The sequence below is a fragment of the Mesorhizobium sp. M0800 genome (assembly GCF_040320095.1).
Taxonomy (GTDB): domain Bacteria; phylum Pseudomonadota; class Alphaproteobacteria; order Rhizobiales; family Rhizobiaceae; genus Mesorhizobium.
This window is the reverse complement of record NZ_JAMYOZ010000032.1, coordinates 57180-75462: the sequence shown is the minus strand read 5'-3', so window position 1 is coordinate 75462 and position 18283 is coordinate 57180. Positions and strand designations below refer to the sequence as shown.

At 60.4% G+C, this 18283-nt stretch carries 18 protein-coding genes and 1 tRNA gene; 7 read left to right on the top strand and 12 right to left on the bottom strand.

Going from position 1 to position 18283, the window contains the following annotated elements:
* Positions 1-374 precede the first annotated feature (374 nt).
* From NKI18_RS27750 to NKI18_RS27710, 9 genes are all read right to left on the bottom strand, one after another.
* The gene (locus NKI18_RS27750) at positions 375-743 is read right to left on the bottom strand and encodes a hypothetical protein (RefSeq protein WP_352622482.1); all 369 of its coding nucleotides are present in this window, start codon (positions 741-743) and stop codon (positions 375-377) included.
* Positions 744-788: 45 nt separating this feature from the next.
* Positions 789-1199, bottom strand: a complete 411-nt coding sequence (locus NKI18_RS27745) for a hypothetical protein (protein WP_352622484.1) — start codon at positions 1197-1199, stop codon at positions 789-791.
* Between the two features lie 79 nt (positions 1200-1278).
* A complete protein-coding gene (locus NKI18_RS27740; RefSeq protein WP_352540759.1) occupies positions 1279-1809 on the bottom strand; it encodes an O-acetyl-ADP-ribose deacetylase in 531 nt (176 codons plus the stop codon).
* A 1-nt stretch (position 1810) separates the two neighbouring features.
* Positions 1811-3418 (bottom strand): carboxyl transferase domain-containing protein, encoded by a 1608-nt coding sequence (locus NKI18_RS27735; RefSeq protein WP_352622486.1) that lies wholly within the window; start codon positions 3416-3418, stop codon positions 1811-1813.
* Between the two features lie 4 nt (positions 3419-3422).
* Entirely contained in the window at positions 3423-3806 is a 384-nt protein-coding gene (locus NKI18_RS27730; RefSeq protein WP_352622488.1) for a type II toxin-antitoxin system VapC family toxin, read from the bottom strand.
* Positions 3803-4195 (bottom strand): AbrB/MazE/SpoVT family DNA-binding domain-containing protein, encoded by a 393-nt coding sequence (locus tag NKI18_RS27725; protein ID WP_352622489.1) that lies wholly within the window; start codon positions 4193-4195, stop codon positions 3803-3805. Before NKI18_RS27725 ends, NKI18_RS27730 begins: the two co-directional genes overlap by 4 nt.
* 82 nt (positions 4196-4277) lie before the next feature.
* Entirely contained in the window at positions 4278-5441 is a 1164-nt protein-coding gene (locus NKI18_RS27720) for an isovaleryl-CoA dehydrogenase (RefSeq protein WP_352622491.1), read from the bottom strand.
* Positions 5442-5489: 48 nt separating this feature from the next.
* Entirely contained in the window at positions 5490-6152 is a 663-nt protein-coding gene (locus NKI18_RS27715) for a TetR/AcrR family transcriptional regulator (RefSeq protein ID WP_023677792.1), read from the bottom strand.
* Positions 6153-6273: 121 nt separating this feature from the next.
* A complete protein-coding gene (locus tag NKI18_RS27710; protein WP_352622493.1) occupies positions 6274-6552 on the bottom strand; it encodes an acylphosphatase in 279 nt (92 codons plus the stop codon).
* A 197-nt stretch (positions 6553-6749) separates the two neighbouring features.
* Here NKI18_RS27710 and NKI18_RS27705 point away from each other — a divergent pair, with 197 nt between their 5' ends.
* Positions 6750-7250: a MarR family winged helix-turn-helix transcriptional regulator gene (locus NKI18_RS27705; RefSeq protein WP_352622495.1), complete on the top strand. Its 501-nt coding sequence runs from the start codon at positions 6750-6752 to the stop codon at positions 7248-7250.
* 32 nt (positions 7251-7282) lie between these two features.
* Here NKI18_RS27705 and NKI18_RS27700 read toward each other — a convergent pair whose 3' ends face one another.
* A complete protein-coding gene (locus NKI18_RS27700; protein ID WP_353021246.1) occupies positions 7283-8389 on the bottom strand; it encodes a pyridoxal phosphate-dependent aminotransferase in 1107 nt (368 codons plus the stop codon).
* A gap of 121 nt (positions 8390-8510) precedes the next feature.
* On the opposite strand from NKI18_RS27700, the gene NKI18_RS27695 reads away from it, so the two are divergent.
* Entirely contained in the window at positions 8511-10163 is a 1653-nt protein-coding gene (locus NKI18_RS27695) for a tetratricopeptide repeat-containing sulfotransferase family protein (RefSeq protein WP_352622498.1), read from the top strand.
* An 80-nt stretch (positions 10164-10243) separates the two neighbouring features.
* Entirely contained in the window at positions 10244-11896 is a 1653-nt protein-coding gene (locus NKI18_RS27690; RefSeq protein ID WP_352622500.1) for a tetratricopeptide repeat-containing sulfotransferase family protein, read from the top strand.
* Positions 11897-12159: 263 nt separating this feature from the next.
* Here the strand turns inward: NKI18_RS27690 and NKI18_RS27685 are convergent, their stop codons facing one another.
* The gene (locus NKI18_RS27685; protein ID WP_352471037.1) at positions 12160-13311 is read right to left on the bottom strand and encodes a porin; all 1152 of its coding nucleotides are present in this window, start codon (positions 13309-13311) and stop codon (positions 12160-12162) included.
* Between the two features lie 449 nt (positions 13312-13760).
* Between NKI18_RS27685 and NKI18_RS27680 the strand changes: the two genes are divergently transcribed.
* The 4 genes from NKI18_RS27680 (at position 13761) to NKI18_RS27665 (ending at position 16928) form a co-directional block, all read left to right on the top strand.
* Positions 13761-13851, top strand: a tRNA-Ser gene (locus NKI18_RS27680).
* Between the two features lie 167 nt (positions 13852-14018).
* Positions 14019-14300, top strand: coding sequence for a GIY-YIG nuclease family protein (locus NKI18_RS27675; protein WP_352622765.1), 282 nt, complete (start codon positions 14019-14021; stop codon positions 14298-14300).
* A gap of 134 nt (positions 14301-14434) precedes the next feature.
* Positions 14435-15631 (top strand): porin, encoded by a 1197-nt coding sequence (locus tag NKI18_RS27670; RefSeq protein WP_352620418.1) that lies wholly within the window; start codon positions 14435-14437, stop codon positions 15629-15631.
* Positions 15632-15869: 238 nt separating this feature from the next.
* The gene (locus NKI18_RS27665) at positions 15870-16928 is read left to right on the top strand and encodes a tyrosine-type recombinase/integrase (protein ID WP_502900775.1); all 1059 of its coding nucleotides are present in this window, start codon (positions 15870-15872) and stop codon (positions 16926-16928) included.
* Between the two features lie 305 nt (positions 16929-17233).
* Here the strand turns inward: NKI18_RS27665 and NKI18_RS27660 are convergent, their stop codons facing one another.
* Positions 17234-18127 (bottom strand): alpha/beta fold hydrolase, encoded by an 894-nt coding sequence (locus NKI18_RS27660; RefSeq protein WP_352620420.1) that lies wholly within the window; start codon positions 18125-18127, stop codon positions 17234-17236.
* Positions 18128-18283 lie beyond the last annotated feature (156 nt).

The window sequence follows — 18283 nt, the reverse complement described above, 5'->3', positions numbered from 1 at the left end:
ACCGTCATGTGTCCGCCGCTCCGCTAAACACGGGGGCTGCGCTGCGGACACGCCGACGTCACCGCAATGCCACGCCATTTTGCAGAACTTGACGCACACAACTGAGCGCACCCGGGAATACGGAGTGCTTGCATAGGCTGAATGGCCACCGGCCGCTACATAGGCCCTGTAAGCCATGGTGCATGGATCCTTCGGATTCTGCGGCAAATAGGGATAGAAACGGGTCTCGCCCTTGCTTCCCGCCAACGATTCCGCCGCTCCGATGCCAGGTACCGTGAATATAAGAAAGCCGGCAAGTATCCACGTGATTGTACTTTTGACGTGTCTCGGTGTCATTTTTCCCCCTGGAAAAGAGTTAGCGCAAACAGCATCTCCTACTTGGAGGCAGCGATGCTGCAAGCTCCCGCGGTTGTAACCTTGTAGCTCTTCTTGGCTGACTGGCAGGATTTCAGCGCCTGCGCCTCTGCAGCCTTTTGCGACGTCGCATTCGCACGCGCGCAAACTATGAACTCGGTCGCCCAATTGAACGGGGTCGACGCATAGGCGGAATGGCTGCCGGTCGCCACATAGGCCTTATATGCCTTCAGACAGTCTCCGGTTGAGCCGGGCGCGAAATAGACGGGATAGCGGCTGTCGCCCTTGCTTCCCGCCAGCGACTCGGCTGCTCCGATGCTGGGCACCCCCAACACAAGCAATCCTGCAAATATGAATACAGTTGTTTTTTGAAAAAGCTGAAGTCTCATCTTCGCCCTATCCCCCATTGCTATCCGGCCCTTTGATGCCGAAAGCTACTTGGAAGCGACTACGCCGCAGCCGCCGACCATGTCCACTTTGAACTTCTTGCGACCGACCTCGCATGACTTAAGCGCGAGCGCTTCGGCGGCCTTCTGGGACGGTGCGTTAACGTGCACGCCGCAGACGAAATACAGCACTCTTGCCCCGGTGATGGTTGATGCGTAGGCGGAATGACCGGCCGCAGCCACATAGGCATTGTAGGCCTGCCTGCAATTGCCTTCCGAGCCTTGCTGAGGGAGATACACGAAGGAACGCTTATCGCCGACTTTCCCAGCGAGTGACTCCGCCGCACTGATGCCAGGGGTCACTAATATAAGCAACCCTGCAAGTAAATGCACAGTTGTTCTCTGAAAAACCCGCCGCCTCATCTTCGCCCAATCCCCATTGGTATTTGCGATGATCAATAGCCGTGATTCTTTCGTCTGGCCAGATCGAGAAGCAAAAAATAGTCTGGAGATGTGGTGGGTTGTCTCCCGCGCAGGGTCACACCCTGCCGAGTGCAGCAACGACCCGCTGATACAATTCGGCCGTCGGCTCGTCGAAGCAGCAGAAAATGACGGTTTCCGGAACGATGTTCTGGCCGATGAAGGCGCTCACGGTCCCGACAGCAATTTGCGTCGCCTGATCCTTCGGATAGCGGTAGGCCCCGGTCGAGATCGCTGGAAACGCCACCGTCCGGCAGTCCTTTGCGGCGGCGATTTCGAGCGACCGGCGATAACAGGAGGCGAGCAGTTCGGCTTCTCCTTTGCTGCCGCCTTGCCAGACCGGCCCGACCGTATGAATGACGTAGCGCGCGGGCAGCCTGTAGCCCTTGGTGATTTTTGCATCTCCGACCTTACAGCCATGCAAGGTCCGGCATTCTGCCACAAGCTCGGGGCCGGCCGCGCGGTGGATAGCGCCGTCGACGCCGCCGCCTCCGAGAAGAGAGGTATTGGCGGCGTTGACGATGGCATCGACCGCCAGCTTCGTGATGTCGCCGGTTTGAATGCGAATCCTCTGGCCGATTTCGCTCATCTCACATCCTGAACACGCCGAATTTTGTCTCCTCGATCTCGGCGTTGAGCGCGGCCGAAAGGCTGAGCGCCAGCACCTCGCGGGTCTTGGCCGGATCGATGATGCCGTCGTCCCAGAGCCTTGCCGACGAATAGAGCGGGTGCCCTTCATGCTCGTACTTCATCAGGATCGGCTTCTTGAATTTCGCTTCCTCCTCGGCGCTCCATTCCCCGCCCTTGCGCTCGATGCCTTCGCGCTTGACCACGGCCAGCACCGTTGCCGCCTGCTCGCCGCCCATCACCGAAATGCGGGCATTCGGCCACATCCACAGGAAGCGTGGCGAATAGGCGCGTCCGCACATGCCGTAATTGCCGGCACCGAACGAGCCGCCGATGATCACGGTCACCTTCGGCATCTTGGCCGTTGCGACCGCCATGACCAGCTTGGCGCCGTCCTTGGCGATGCCGCCGGCCTCGTATTTTCGCCCGACCATGAAGCCGGTGATGTTCTGCAGGAAAATCAGCGGGATCTTGCGCTGGCAGCACAGCTCGATGAAGTGCGCGCCCTTCAGCGCGCTTTCCGAAAACAGCACGCCATTGTTGGCGACGATGCCGACCGGCATGCCGCTGAGATGGGCGAAACCGGTGACCAGCGTGGTGCCATAATTCTGCTTGAACTCATCGAACTCGGAGCCGTCGACGGTGCGGGCGATTACCTCGCGCACGTCGTAGGGCTGGCGCAGATCCGTCGGCACGATGCCGTAGAGTTCATGTGGATCGTGAAGCGGCGGAATCGATTTCTGTAAGGCAAGGCTTACATTCTTGTTCCGATTCAGGTTTTTGACGATACGCCGGCATATGGCCAGCGCATGCTCGTCGTCGAGCGCATAATGGTCGGCAACGCCGGAAAGCCTTGTGTGCACGTCGGCGCCACCGAGGTCCTCGGCGGTGACGTCCTCGCCGGTGGCCGCCTTCACCAGCGGCGGCCCGCCGAGAAAGATGGTCGCCTGGTTGCGCACCATGATTGTCTCGTCCGACATCGCAGGCACATAGGCGCCGCCGGCCGTGCACGAACCCATGACGCAGGCGATCTGCGGAATGCCGGCGGCCGACATGTTGGCCTGGTTGTAGAAGATGCGGCCGAAATGATCGCGGTCGGGAAACACCTCGTCCTGGTTGGGCAGATTGGCGCCGCCGCTGTCGACCAGATAGACGCAAGGCAGATTGTTCTGCAATGCGATCTCCTGTGCACGCAGATGCTTCTTCACGGTCAGTGGATAATAGGTGCCGCCCTTCACCGTGGCGTCATTGACGACGACCATCACTTCGGTGCCTTCGACGCGTCCGATGCCGGCGATGAGGCCGGCCGAAGGGATGTCCTCGCCATACATCGACCATGCCGCGAACTGGCCGATTTCGAGGAAGGGCGAGCCGGTATCGAGCAATTGGGCTAGGCGTTGCCGCGGCAGGAGCTTGCCGCGGGAGACGTGCCGCTCACGCGCCTCTTCCGAGCCACCGCGCTCGATGGCGGCGGCTTTTTCAGCAATATCGGCGACCAGCGCCCGCATGCGCTCGGCATTGGCGCGGAAGGCATCGGAGGCGGATGACATCTGAGAGGTGAGGGGGGCCATGGCGCTACCGGATCAGCTCGATCTTGCAGCCGACATCGAGGTCGCCCCAATCGCGATCAGCGGTGACGGCAATGGCATTCTCGCGAATTGCCAGCGCCAGGCAAGCCCGATCGCCCAGCGACAAGCCGCGATGCCGCGTCAATTGGCGAAGCTGCCCGGCGGCGATGCCCATCGCTTCGTCGAAAACGGCGATCGGCATGCCGAGACTGGCGAGGTCGTCCGCGGCCTGTTCCATGCTGCGTCCCTTGTCGATCAGCTTGGCGATGATTTCGGCCGCATTGACTGAACTGCATTGTGCGTCCGGCGCGAGCCCCAAAGCATTGTCGGTGCCTTTCTCGTTGAGCAGGATTGCGAGCGCCGCCGAACTGTCCATGACGTAGGGCTTCATTTCGCCCGCTTTCCTGTCGTCCCTTCGGCGTGAAGCCGGTCCAGACGCTTGTCGCTTCGACGCTGCTCTTCCCGCCGCTCCTTCAGAAATTCGTCGACGACGCTTTCACCGGGCTGTTTCAGCGCCGACAATTCGGCCTGGACGCGTCGCAGATTCTGCAGCCACGATCTTACCCGCAGCTCGCCGTTCTCGACATGCAGGATCATCTCCTCGCCAGGCTTCACGCCCATCTCCTCGCGCATCGCAGCAGGGATGACGAAGCGCCCGCCCTCGCCAAGCTTGACACGCTCGCGTTTCGCCGGAGCACGAAGCTGTGGTTGGCGAGCGCCGGCATCGAACCGTGCTTGCGGATCTTCGTCAAATCCGGACTTTCCCGTTTTGCCAGCCATGGTCCGTCTCGCCTGTGTTGTGGCACATATTCCGAAGTATGCCACATCGTCCGGCTCCTGGCAAAGTCTCAAAAGAATGCCATTAGCTGCCCTCCGCCATGATTTCTCGCCCGATCAGCCAGCGACGGATTTCGCTCGTGCCGGCGCCGATCTCATAAAGCTTGGCGTCCCGCAAAAGCCGGCCGGTCGGGTAATCGTTGATGTAGCCGTTGCCGCCCAAAAGCTGGATGGCATCGAGCGCCATCAGCGTTGCCTTTTCGGCGGCGAAGAGAATACAGCCGGCAGCATCCTTGCGGGCCGTCTCACCGCGATCGCAAGCGGCGGCCACGGCATAGACGTAGGCGCGCGCCGCGTTCATCGTCGCATACATGTCGGCTAGCTTGCCTTGCACCAGCTGGAACTCGCCGATCGGCTGGCCGAACTGCCTGCGTTCGTGCACGTAAGGGATCGCCACGTCGAGGCACGCAGCCATCAGCCCGATCGGGCCGCCGGCCAGCACGGCGCGTTCGTAGTCGAGGCCCGACATCAGCACCTCGACGCCGCGCCCTTCCTCGTGCAGCACATTGTCGAACGGCACTTCGACATTCTCGAACACCAGCTCGCCGGTGTTCGAGCCGCGCATGCCGAGCTTGTCGAGCTTTTGCGCCACGGAAAAACCGGCAAAGGCCTTTTCGACGATGAAAGCGGTGATGCCGCGCGAATGGAGTTCCGGATCGGTCCTGGCGTAGACGACCAGCGTCTCGGCATCCGGCCCGTTGGTGATCCACATTTTGGTGCCATTGAGCACATAGCGATCATTGCGCTTTTCGGCGCGCAGGCGCAGCGACACCACATCGGAGCCGGCTCCCGATTCCGACATCGCCAGTGCGCCGACCTTCTCGCCGCTGCAGAGCGAAGGCAGATATTTTTCCTTCTGCGCCTGCGTCGCCCAGCGGTTGATCTGGTTGACGCAGAGGTTGGAATGGGCGCCGTAGGAGAGGCCGACCGAGGCCGAGGCGCGCGAAATCTCCTCCATCGCCACGACATGGGCGAGGTAGCCCATGCCGCTGCCGCCGAAATCGGGATCGGCGGTGATGCCGAGCAGGCCGAGCCCGCCGAGCTCCGCCCACAGATGTGCCGGGAATTCGTTCGAGCGGTCGATCTCGGCGGCGATCGGTGCGATCTTTTCCTGGGCGAAGCGCCGCACCAGGTCGCGCAGCGCCTCGATGTCTTCGTCAAGCCCGAAGTTGAGCGTATGCGTGTACATGCCGTTCCTCCCGGCGCACGACCGCGAAAATCGGGATCATGCGCGAAATCAAAGTGCTGCAGCGTCCGTTGCGCGCTCGAATGGACGCACGGCGCCGTGGCTCGTCGTCGCGCCATCGCTCTTTGCTCCAACAAGGCGCATTGTCATTGCTAGATATGTAGCGGTGACTTCGGCGATCGACAGCCGTTCGCCGGGCCGGAACCAGACGATGACGCCGGTCATCATCTGGATCAGCGCCATGGCGGTGAGCCCGGTGTCTTCGATGCTGAATAACCCCGCTTCGACGCCGTCGCGCAGGATGGCGCGCAGCTCCTTCTCGTAGGCCGTGCGCATGCGCAGGATCTGCGTGAGTTTTTCATGCGACAGGCTGCGCAGCTCCATGTTCGAGACATGGGTGGAGTGGCGGCGTTCGATATGGAAAGCGATGTGGTTTTCGACATAAGCGGCAAGCCGCGCTGCCGGATCGGCGCCGACAGGGCGTGTTGCGCGCCACGCCTCGATCAAGCCTTCCATATGCTCACGCATCAGCATGAACAGAAGGTCCTGCTTGGTCGGGAAGTAGCGGTACAGCGCCGCTGCCTGGACGCCGACCTCGGCCGCCAGCTGCCGCATCGACATCGCCTCGTAGCCGAGACGCGCAATCAGGCTGACCGCCGCCTCGCGGACGGCAGCTTCGGTCTTCTCTCCGTCGGAACCGGTCGTACGCGCCATGACAAGCCGCCTTTTCGCAGACAATAAAACAAACGTTCAATTAATTCAAGGACCGAGGCATGTCCGGGCAGGGCAATGGAAGATTTGTGCGATGGAAGCGAATGAGCAGGATCATGCCTTGCTAGGCAACAATCCTGAAACCCGCGGACATGTTGCGTGACTCGATCTCCTCGACGTCGACCTTCGAAACTGCTGCCCCTGGCGGCCCTTGCCAAAGACATTCGATCATTGTCGAGACCGCCGCATCGGCCCCTGCAATCAAGGCTGTCACCGAGCCGTCAACTTCGTTGCGCACCCAACCGGCAAGGCCAAGTCCAGACGCCTCGCGCCGCACCCAAACCCGGTAGCTGACGCCTTGCACCTTGCCGTATATGCGTACCTGCACCGTACGATCGGTCATCGCGCTCTCCATCCTTTGAATCGAGTCTGGCGCATCGCCGTGCAAATTCAACCGCGCAACGTGCATCGAAGGTCTCTCTCCGGTCGCTATCCGCCAGCTTCACGTGCGAGATAGGCGGCGTCTCCATTAATGATTGACTAAGTCAAATAATAGGCGATCATGGCCCTGACGGAGCGGTCCGTCCGAAGGAGGTCGACATGCCGGCCGATCGGAATGCCCTTGTCGGGGAGATACGTGGCTTCAATCGCTTCTACACGCGCCTGATCGGGCTGCTCGACCTGACCTTGACGCACAGCGCCTATACGCTGGGCGAGGCGCGGCTGCTGTTCGAATTGGGCGGCCGATCCCGCGCTGTCGCCAATAGCGGCGGTAAGGCAGGGTTTCTTGCACGGGCGTTCCACCTCGATCTCCGGCCGGCGGCCTCCGAAATCGCTGCCGAACTCCGGCTCGATCCGGCCTATGTCTCACGCGTCCTGAGGAGGTTCGCCGCCGCTGGCCTGACCGAGACACGCTCTGACCCAGCCGATCGGCGCAGACGTATCCTGTCGCTGACCGCTCGCGGAAGTGCTGAGCTCGCCAGGCTTCAGGCTGCGGCGGATCGCGACCTCGCCCGGCTGACGGCCGGCCTCGCCGATGACGCGGCTGCCGAATTATCGGACACCTTGAAGCGCGTCATGCGCCTGCTCGGGGAGAAATAGCGGGCAGCACTGGAATCCCGGCGTTGCGCTCTTCAGTTCCCCCGCGCTGCCGCCAGTGCGCCAGGCAGTTCCTCGGCAAAGATGTCGAGCTCGTGGTCGAGGCCGACACTGACCCGGATGCAGCGGTCGAGAATCGGCACCATCGGCTTGCGGATGAAGACGTCGCGTGACAACAGCGCCTGCAGCACTTTTAGTGCGAAAGCGCCGTCGCGGCCGCAGTCGATGGTGACGAAATTGGTCGCCGAAGCCAGCGGCTTCAGCCCGTTCGCTTCGGCTATTGCGACGATACGCCGGCGGCCGGCGGCGACCCGCGCCACCACGCTATCCAGCCAGGCCTGATCGGCAAGCGCCTCGACACCGGCGATCTGCGCCATGCGGCTGACGCCATAGTGGTTGCGGATCTTCTCGAAGTCCCGAATCACCTGGGCCTCGGCCACCGCATAGCCGCAGCGTATGCCGGCCAGCCCATAGGCCTTGGAGAAGGTGCGCATGCGGATGACGTTCGGCCGCGCGACATCGATCGCCGGCAGCGCTGAGGCTGGCCCTAATTCGCCATAGGCTTCGTCGAGCACCAGCATTGTGGTCTCCGGCAAGGCTTCGATGAAGCGGCTGAGCTCGGCGGCTTCCCACCAGCTGCCCATCGGATTGTCCGGATTGGACAGGTAGACCAGTGGCGCCTTTTCCCTGGCCACTGCCGCCAGCAGGCCGTCGAGGTTTTCCCGATCGTTCTCGTAGGGCACTGCGACCAGCCGGCCGCCGACGCCGGCAACATGAAAGTTGAAGGTCGGATAGGCGCCGCGCGAGGTCACCACCGCGTCGCCGGGCGCCACATACATGCGCGCAACCAGGCTGAGCAGCCCGTCTATGCCTTCGCCGACGACGACGTTTTCGGCGCCGACGCCGAGATGCCTGGCTACGGCTACCTTCAAATCGTGATTATCGGGGTCGCAATACATCCACATGTCGCCGGCAATCTCGGCCATGCGGGCAACGACGCGCGGGGAGGGGCCAAAGCTGCTCTCATTGGCGCCGATGCGGGCGCGAAAGGCGCGGCCGCGGTCGCGCTCCTGCGCCTCAGGGCCGACAAACGGCACTGTAGAAGGAAGCGCGGCGATAAGTGGCGTAAGGGGAGGGCGCATGGCAAAGGCTCGTTCGAAAAGGGGCCTTCTTGCTAGCTTGCCGGCTGGGCCTGCGCAAGTTCCAGGGCCAGCGGCAACGGTCAGGCTGGATTCTACCGGATCATTTTGCTAGCGAGACATGATGAGCAACCGACTGCCGCCCGCTTGGTCCAAGCACATAAAGTCCCGCCCGGCACCGAAAGTGCAGCCGCCGAAGGCGAAACCGCCGTCGCGCGCGCAAGCCGACGATGCGCTGCTGAAACAGGCGTATGGCTTGCAGCAGGCCAAGCGGTTGGCCGAGGCTGAGGAACTGTGCCGTCGCGTGCTGGAGCGCACGCCCAACCATCCCTTGGCTTCGTATATCATGGGCACGCTATTCATCGGGCTCGACGATGAAATGGCGCTGCGATATTTGGCCCGAGCCGTCGGCGAGGAGCCTCAAAACCCCTTTTATCACCTTAGTCTGGGTGAAGTTTATCTAAAAGTCAGCGAATATTCGCCCGCAATCAGGCATATTCAGCAAGCATTGAAGTTGAAGCCCGATTTGCTGGAAGCGCTTTGCGCGTTGGGACGCGCTTTCGTCGAATTCGACAAGGCTGACATGGCTGTCCCGGTTTACGAGAAAGCGCTCAAGATCAACCGCGATCATCCTCGCGTTCGGACAGGACTGGCCAGCGCACTCACCGGTCTCGGTCGCGTGGACGAAGCCGAAGTCTATCTGAAAGAAGCGATCGAACGTCGCATCGCGATGCCCGCTGCCTATAACGAGCTTGTGCATACGCGCAAATTCACCGAAGAGCCGGCCGAACTTAAGTCCATCCTGCGCGAACTGGGCTATCCAAAGCTTGACCCCGAAAGTGCGATGAGACTTCATCACGCAGCCGGCAAGGTGCTGAACGACCTTGGGCGCTACGAAGACGCGATAGATCATTTCAAGAAAGGCAAGCAGGCCGCAGGCTATAAGTTTGATCTGGAAGCCTATCGCCGCTGGGTCGACTCTACGATCGAGCTCTTCAACCCGGACATGGTGGCTACCAACGCGGGTCATGGAAGCCCATCGGAAGTGCCCGTGTTTGTGTTGGGAATGCCCCGGTCGGGGACCACCCTGACCGAGCAGATTTGCGCGAGCCACCCGGATGTTCACGGCGCAGGAGAACTGAGCAAGCTAAGGCGAGCCGCAAATGCTATCGGCCTCACGAAGATTTCGTCACGAGCCCTGGGCCAATCGATCGCGCCGATCACCCCTGACCTCTCCAAAATCCTGGCGGGGGAGCACCTGTCCTACCTTCGTGAGCGTGCGCCGACCGCACGTCGCATAGTCGACAAGATGCCCCGGAATTTCGAACTGATAGGCCTCATAGGCCTTCTCTTTCCCAACGCGCGGATTATTCACTGTCGCCGCGACGCCATCGACAATTGCCTCTCGTGTTTTTTCCAGAATTTCTCCAAGGGACACAGCTACATCGCCGACCTGCAGACCCTCGGGCTGTACTACCGTGAATACGATCGCCTGATGCGACATTGGGACAAGGTTTTTCCGGGACGCATCTTCGAAAGTCGCTACGAGACGCTGGTTGCGGATCAGGAGGCACAATCGCGCCGTCTGATCGATTATCTTGGATTGCCCTGGGACGATGCCTGCCTGCGCTTCTTCGAGAAGGGCGGATCGGTCAACACGGCCAGTCGCTGGCAAGTCCGGCAGCCGATCTACAACTCGTCCATCAAGCACTGGAAAAATTATGAGGGCAAGATCCAGCCGCTGATCGACGCCTTGGGCGACCTAGCCGAACTTTGAACAAGGAGGGCGCCCGACAGGATAGGCCAGCCCTTCAGGCCAGGCTGGATTCTCCCGGACCATTTTGCTAGCGAGACATGATGAGCAACCGACTGCCGCCCGCTTGGTCCAAACACATAAAGTCCCGTTCGGCGCCGAAAGTGCAGCCGTCGAAAGTGAAATCGCCCTCGCGCGCGCAATCTGACGACATGCTGCTGCGACAGGCGCTCGAACTTCAGCAAGCCAAACGGCTCCCGGAGGCGGAGGAATTATGCCATCGCGTTCTCGCCCGCACGCCCAACCACCCGCTTTCGCTCTACATCCTCGGCACGTTGGGGCTCGGTATCGACGACGAGTTGGCTCTCAAATATTTTGCGCGGGCAGTAAGCCAGACGCCTCAGAATCCATATTTCCACCTTAGCCTGGGAGAGGCCGGTCTGAAGCTTGGCGACAGCTTGCTTGCGATCAGGCACCTGCAGCGCGCCTGCGAATTGAAACCCGATCTGGTGGAAGCGCTTTGCGGACTGGCGCGTGCCTACGTCAACTTCGACAAGGCCGAGATGGCTTTGCCCCTTTACGAGAAGGCGCTAAAGATCAACGGCGACCATCCCATGGTCCGGATTGGTCTGGCTGGTGCGCTCACCAGCCTCGGCCGCATGGACGAAGCCAGAGCCTATCTCGATCAGGCAATAGAACGTCGCGTCGATGTTGGGGCAGCCTACAATTACCTGGTCGACACGCAAAAGTTCACCGAAAAACCTGCCGAGCTCGACTCTATCCTGCGCGAACTCTCCAATCCCAGGCTCGAACCCGTTGCTGCATCGCAGCTCCACCACGCGGCAGGCAAAGTGCTGAACGATCTTCAGCGCTATGAAGAGGCGATAGATCACTTCAAGAGGGCGAAAAAGGCCGCTGGTCACAATTTCGACCTGGAGTACTACCGCCGAAGCGTCGATTCCATGATCGAGATATTCAGCCCGTCACTATTGGAAGCCAAGGCTGGCCACGGCAGTCCGTCTGAAGTGCCTGTGTTTGTGCTGGGCATGCCCCGGTCGGGGACGACGCTGACGGAGCAGATCTGCGCGAGCCATCCGGATGTCCATGGCGCCGGGGAGCTTACGAAGCTGCGGCGAATCGCGAACTCGATGGGCTTTAGAATACTGTCGGATGAGGACCTGCGCAGTTCGATTATGTCGATGACGAGGGATCAGTCGAGGGCGCTGGCCGAAGAATACCTGTCTTATCTGCGCCAGCACGCGCCTGCCGCGCCCCGCATCGTCGACAAGATGCCGCACAACTTCGAGTTTATCGGCGTGATTGGAATTCTCTTTCCCAACGCACGCATCATTCATTGCCGGCGCGATGCTATCGACAATTGCGTCTCCTGCTTCGTCTTGCATTTCACCAAGGACCACGGCTACAACGCCGACCTTGAGACACTCGGGTTGTACTACCGCGAATATGATCGCTTGATGCGGCACTGGGACAAGGTCTTTCCCGGACGTATTTTCGAAAGCCGCTATGAGACGCTGGTTGCGGATCAGGAGACGCAATCGCGCCGTCTCATCGATCATCTCGGCTTGCCTTGGGACGATTCCTGCCTGCGCTTTTTCGAGAGGAGCGGATCGGTCAATACCCCCAGCCGCTGGCAGGTCCGGCAGCCGATCTATAGTTCATCCGTCAAACGCTGGAAAAAGTATGAGAGCGCAATTCAGCCGCTGATTGACGCCTTGGGCGATCTGGCTGAAATTTGAACAAGTAGGATGCGCCCGATCGGCCGAGGTCGATCGTGACTTGCTGTCGAGATACATTGATCTGGTAGGCCAGCTCTTCGGATCGGCCCAAGTTTTTCTTTTGCACGAACAAGCGTGCGGAGCGAGCATTGCATTCGACCAGCCCTGCGATCGGCTGCTCAGCAGCAGCCTGCATTATGCATCGAGCGTTGACAGCTGCGTCGCGCCGATACGAAAAACCCGGCGGTTGCCCGCCGGGTTCAATCTCAATCTAGCTCGGACTGTTAGAATGAGCGCTGGAAGCGGAGCATGCCGCCGACGCTGTCCTTGTCGTCGGCATTGGTCCAGTTGCGATCGTAGGCTTTGTCAAACTGACCGTCGCGGGCCCAATCGACTTCGGCAGTGATCGTGAGACCGGGAACGATATCGTAGGCAATGTTCGCGGCGACGCCGTAGTTTTTGTCATCGTCAGCCGACGCCTGGAGGTTGAACGAGGTCTTCTCGTTTATGGTGTAAGTGCCACCACCCCAGACTGCCCAGTTGCCGCCCCATTGCTTGTAGAAGTTGCGGTCGATGTTGTCGTCAGAGCCGTAGCCGGCCATGATGAACAGCGTCAGGTTCTGTATCGGCGTAACGTCGACGCGAACCTTGCCGGCCCACTCTTCCCAGGTGCTGTCGTAGGCGGCGACACCGGTGATCGAGCCCCAGCCCTGTGTGTATTTGATACCGCCGACGACATACGGGACATAGCTGTCGATGGAATCATTGCCGCTGTTGCTGTCTTGGAAAATGCCAGGATCTGCGGCGGCACTGCCCGAACCGGTTTCCAACGAAGCCACGGCCGAGAAGCCGTTTCCGGCATCGAAGTAATACTGGACGACGTTGGTGTCGAAGCCGCCATAGGGGACCAGCGTATCCTGGATGACGTTGCCGGCGTAGCCGATGAAGGTGTCGAAGGCCGATTCGTCCTTGCCGACGCGCAGACCACCTAGCTGGACCCAGGCAAAGTTCAGCGAAACGCTCGTACCGCCATTGAAGTTGTCATCAAGGTAATCGTTGTGGTTACCCCAGTTGAAGCGCGTCTCGGTGTAGGTCTTCAAGGTGCCGAGCTCGGTTTCCTGGCCGGTCCAGGTCTTCAGCGTGAAGCGGGCGTGCTTGTAGTAGGTATCCTGCGAGTCGCCGTCCTGCTGATCGGTAGTCTTTGCACCGTCGAATGAGCCGACGTCACCGATGCCGATGTCATAGCGGACGTAGCCGCCGATGCGCAGGCAGGTTTCGGTGCCGGGGATGTAGAAGTACCCAGCGCCGTAGACGTCGCAGATCTTGACGTATTCAGCGGGTTCCGGCTCGGCGACGACGACGGCGTCGGCGGCGCGCGCACCGGAAACTGCGATCAGTGCCGCAGCGGAGCCGAGAAGAAGGCTCTTGATGTTCATTTTCTGACCTCCAGTCAAAAGTTAAAAAACGGGTCTGGGTATTCTTTGCTGAAGGACAGCGTTCCCTGCCCCATCCCCACTACCGAAAAAGATGCGCACCGCGCCGCTCCTTCAAACCCGACATTACCCATGAGACGGCGGCGTTCAACCACGATCGTACCGGCAAAAGGTTTGTGTTGGCGCTATACCCCGGCGTTGTTGCACAAATGACACGATTTGGCCTCACTCCGAAAGCTCCCGTTAACCAACAGCCCTTCGCAAGCCGTTGCAAACCGCGGATTCCGGCGATGGTCGGCCCGAAATGTGACCATGGCCCGAGTCGCGAACCAGGGAATTGCCGTAGAATCGCCACATCGCCGCGCGGCGCTTTGGCGAAGGGTCGATTTTTCAAGGATAATAGCGTCAGCTTGTTGATTGTGCCGGCGCTTTTCTTTATCCACCGGCGCAACGGAGAGGTGGCCGAGTGGTCGAAGGCGCTCCCCTGCTAAGGGAGTAGAGGTCAAAAGCTTCTCGTGGGTTCGAATCCCATCCTCTCCGCCACCCTACGCCCTGCGGGCTTCGCAGGACAAGTCCAGCGAATCCCTCTCCGCGCGAAGCAGGATGCCCTCCGAAGCCGTAGCGAAGGAGGGCCGCTAGCCCCGAAACCCTGCTTCGCTCTGCGCGCTTCGCAGGACAAGTCCAGCGAATCCCTCTCCGCGCGAAGCAGGATGGATGTACTCCGATATCTTGGCGAGGGAGGGCCGGTTCGTGTGGTATGGTACCTGCTGGAAAGCAAGACTGCGGAAGGCGAGCGCTATATCGGTGTGACCTCGGACCTGAAGCGACGGATCGCCGAGCATAACGCCGGAAAATCCAGCCATACCTCCAAATTCCTGCCATGGCGGATCGTGACCTGCATCGCCTTCTCGAACCAAGCCAAGGCGACCTCATTCGAGCGTTATCTCAAATCCGGTTCCGGGCATGCTTTTGCCAGCAAACGCCTCTGGTGACCATCTACCGCTCCTCTCGTGATCGTGCAAAAATCAGCGGTTTTCCCAAATAATAATGCAATCTCAGCTACTTACGACAGAAACACACGGCGCCAATTCCGCTCTTTCGTTCGATTCTGACTGGAGGTCAGAAAATGAACATCAAGAGCCTTCTTCTCGGCTCCGCTGCGGCAATGATCGCAGTTTCCGGTGCGCGCGCCGCCGACGCCGTCGTCGTCGCCGAGCCGGAACCCGCTGAATACGTCAAGATCTGCGACGTCTACGGCGCTGGCTACTACTACGTCCCCGGCACCGAAATCTGCCTGCGCATCGGCGGCTATGTCCGCTATGACATCGGCGTGGGCCAGGCTGGCTCGTTCGACGGCGCCAGGTACCAGGACCTGTCGGATGCCTTGGATGGTGAAGACAACGTCAACGACGGCTATTACAAGCAGGCTCGCTTCACGCTGAGGACCTACACCGGCCAGGAAACCGAGATGGGCACCTTGAAGACCTACACCGAGACCCGCTTCAACTGGGGAACCGGCTACCATTCCGTCGACGGTATCGACACTCCCTTCTCCGACTTTGGCAGCAGAGGCGTTTCGCTGAACTTCGCCTGGATCCAGCTTGGTGGTCTCCGCGTCGGTAAGGACGAAACAGCCTTCAACACGTTCACCGGCTACGCCGGCAACGTCATCCAGGATACGATCGTTCCCTACGGCGGCTTCGACACCAATGTCGTCCAGTACTACTTCGATGCCGGCAACGGCTTCTCGGCCGTGGCTTCGTTGGAAACCGGTGAAGGCTTTATCCTTAACGACGCTAATACTGCCATCACTCTCGGTCACGACTCGGTCGACAGCTATGTTCCGTATGTCGTTGGCGGCGTGAAGTACACGCAGGGCTGGGGTTCCATCAGCGGTGTTGTTGCCTATGACAGCAGCCTGGAAGAATGGGCCGGCAAGGTTCGCCTCGACGTGACGCCGATGCAGAACCTGTCGCTGTTCCTGATGGCCGGCTACGGCTCTGACGACAATCTCCCGCGCAACTTCTACAAGCAGTGGGGCGGCAACTGGGCAGTCTGGGGCGGTGGCACTTACACCATCAACGAGAAGACCTCGTTCAACCTTCAGGCGTCGTATGACGAAGCCAAGGAAGCTGGCGTCGCGGCCAATATCGCCTACGACATCGTTCCCGGCTTCACGATCACGGCCGAAGTGGACTGGGCTCATAACAGCCACCACATCGATAACGACTCGCTGCCCGGCTATGAATACAACTGGACCGGCATCCCGGGCGACAAGAAAGACGCCGTTGGCGGCTTCCTCCGCTTCCAGCGCTCGTTCTAAGGGCTGGACTTAAGGCAAGTGAAATCCAGCCCGGGCGCTTTAACGCCCGGGCTGTTTTTGTTTTCGCGACTGGTCGCAAACAGAAGGAAAAGGGGGTTCGGTAGCTGAACAGGGTTGTGGAACGATGTCGTTGGGATCCGCAAGTGGTGGATGAGATCGGCCGCAGCGCTTAAAACTCTTGAAAGGGCACCGCCAAGCAGGTAGGTCTAGGCCTATCCACTCGGGGGTGTGGCGAATAATGACGAACGATGCGATTCAAGAGGGAGGAACCTCTGATCATTTTTCGATGTTTTCTTCTCAAACTGCAAAAATAAAATACAGTTATAACAAGATACGAGAAGTAAAGTCGCACAGGATCGGAGAACTGTTTTCAGCATACCGGGACATACTTTGGGATGACGGGCGGCACAAATACAATGTCAGCTCCTTCATCGGCGAAATAGACGAGATCCTCCTTGGGGAGCGTTTCAGCGCCTTTGACCAAAGCACCCTCGACAATCTTATCGGCACCTTGCGCCAGCGCGGCAACAGCAACGCAACCATCAACCGGAAGATGGCTGCCCTCAGCAAACTGCTGCGCAAGGCTCACAAGATGGGAGATATCCACAGCCTGCCCGAGTTCCGCCGCCAGAAGGAGCGGGCGGGACGGATTCGTTTCCTCGAAAGGGACGAGGAAGCCAGGCTGTTCGCCGCCATCAAGAGCCGCAGCGAGGACGCTTATCGGCTTTCCGTCTTTCTCGTCGACACCGGCTGCCGCCTCGGCGAAGCGCTGGGCTTGATCTGGAACGATATCCAGGAGCACCGCGTCAGTTTCTGGATCACCAAATCCGGCCGCAGCCGCACCATCCCGATGACCGAGCGGGTAAAAGAGGTGATCAAGCTGCCGGCCACCGAGGGCCGCCGGCCCAAAGGTCCGTTCACCAAGCTCAGTCAGGCGCAGTTTCGTGCCATCTGGAACGATGCCAAGGCCGAGGTCGGGCTTGGCGCCGACGATCAGGTCGTGCCGCACATATTGCGCCATACTTGTGCCTCGCGTCTCGTCCAGGGCGGCATCGACATCAGGCGCGTGCAGATGTGGCTCGGTCACCAGACGCTGTCCATGACCATGCGCTACGCCCATCTGGCCACCAACGATCTCGATGGCTGCGTCACCGTGCTGGAGACGCCGCGGTGCAGTGGCGCGGACAGCGGCGGTGCAAGTCCTTTGTCTTCTCCACCTCCGGCGAGGCGAGAGCCAAAAAGCGAGCCGGCCGGAAGCAAGGCCCCAAAGCTCGCAAAGAGAAACGCCAAGTCCTGACGGATCTGACGTGAGACATCAGCCCGCTCAGGGTTGCGCTGCCCCTCATTGCCCTGCCGGGCATTTCTCCCCGTATAGCGACGGGGAGAAAGGCGTCCTTGCGAAAGATTTCGCTGACCCCAGCGTTGCAGACACCTCCCATCTCCCGGTCGCAATACGGGGAGAAGGTGCCGGCAGGCGGATGAGGGGCAGCGCCGACATCGATAAAATTATTTCACCGCTAATTCCAACGGAACTGTCAACGGCCGTCGGAATGCTTTGACCGACGCAAAACCTGCGTGTGAATTACTTCGCTCGGTCGAGCTTTACTTCCTGCCACCCCACCGCTCCGCCCGATCGAAAAAACCAGCGATCCTGCCCGGCAGGATCCCGGACTCCAAAAACGGTGCATGGCCCTGGCCGTCGGCGGTGATCGTCTCGATATCGGTATGGCGCGTCCGCATCTGCTCGAGCGTTTCGGCGGACAGCAGCTTCGAATTGGCGCCGCGTATGACGAGCATCGGGATGGCCGCCAGCGCGTCGAACTGTGGCCAAAGATCGGGCAGCGGCCGGCTGGGATCGAGCCCCGCCAGCGTCTCGACCAGTTTCGGATCGAAATCGGGCAGAAATCCCTCCTCGGTCTTGCGGTAGAGGGCTGATGCCATCCGCTCCCAATCCGCATCGGTCAGTGCCGGAAAATCCGCGTCATGGGTGCTGCGCAGGCCGCGGACCACCTCTGCGTAGGTTCGCGGACTGGGCGAGGAGTCGAGATAGGAGCGGATATGGGCGAGACCTCGCGCCTCGATCACCGGGCCGATGTCGTTGAAGACGATGGCCTTCAGCACGGCCGGCCGCATCGCCCCGAGCACATGGACGATCAGTCCACCGCGCGACGTCCCAATGAAGGCTGCCTTCTCGATGTTCAGCGCCGCCAGCCCGGCAAAGATATCGCCCGCCTCGATGCCGATATTGTAATGGCCGATATCGGCATCGTAGGCGGACTGCCCGCGCCCGCGATAATCGAAGGCGACGACGTTGCGCTTCGCCTGCGCCGACAGATAAAGCGCCAATTCGTGAAAGTCACGGCAATTGCGGGTCAGGCCGGGCAGGCAAACGACTGGCCAGCGGCCGGAATTCGCTTCGCCGTAGATGCGGGCGTGCAGGGACAGCCCGTCCGGCGCGGCGTAGAAGAAATCGGAGAAGCCTTCGTCGTTTGGCATGTACACTCGATTCCGTGCTGCTGTCAGATCGTTTGCGACTGCTACAGGCGAGGGCAGGGGCGGTCAAATCGGGGGCTCTTCCTTCCCTCCTTGTGGGAGAAGGTGGATCGGCGCGTTAGCGCCGAGACGGTTGGGGGGTGTTGGACGGAGCGCTGT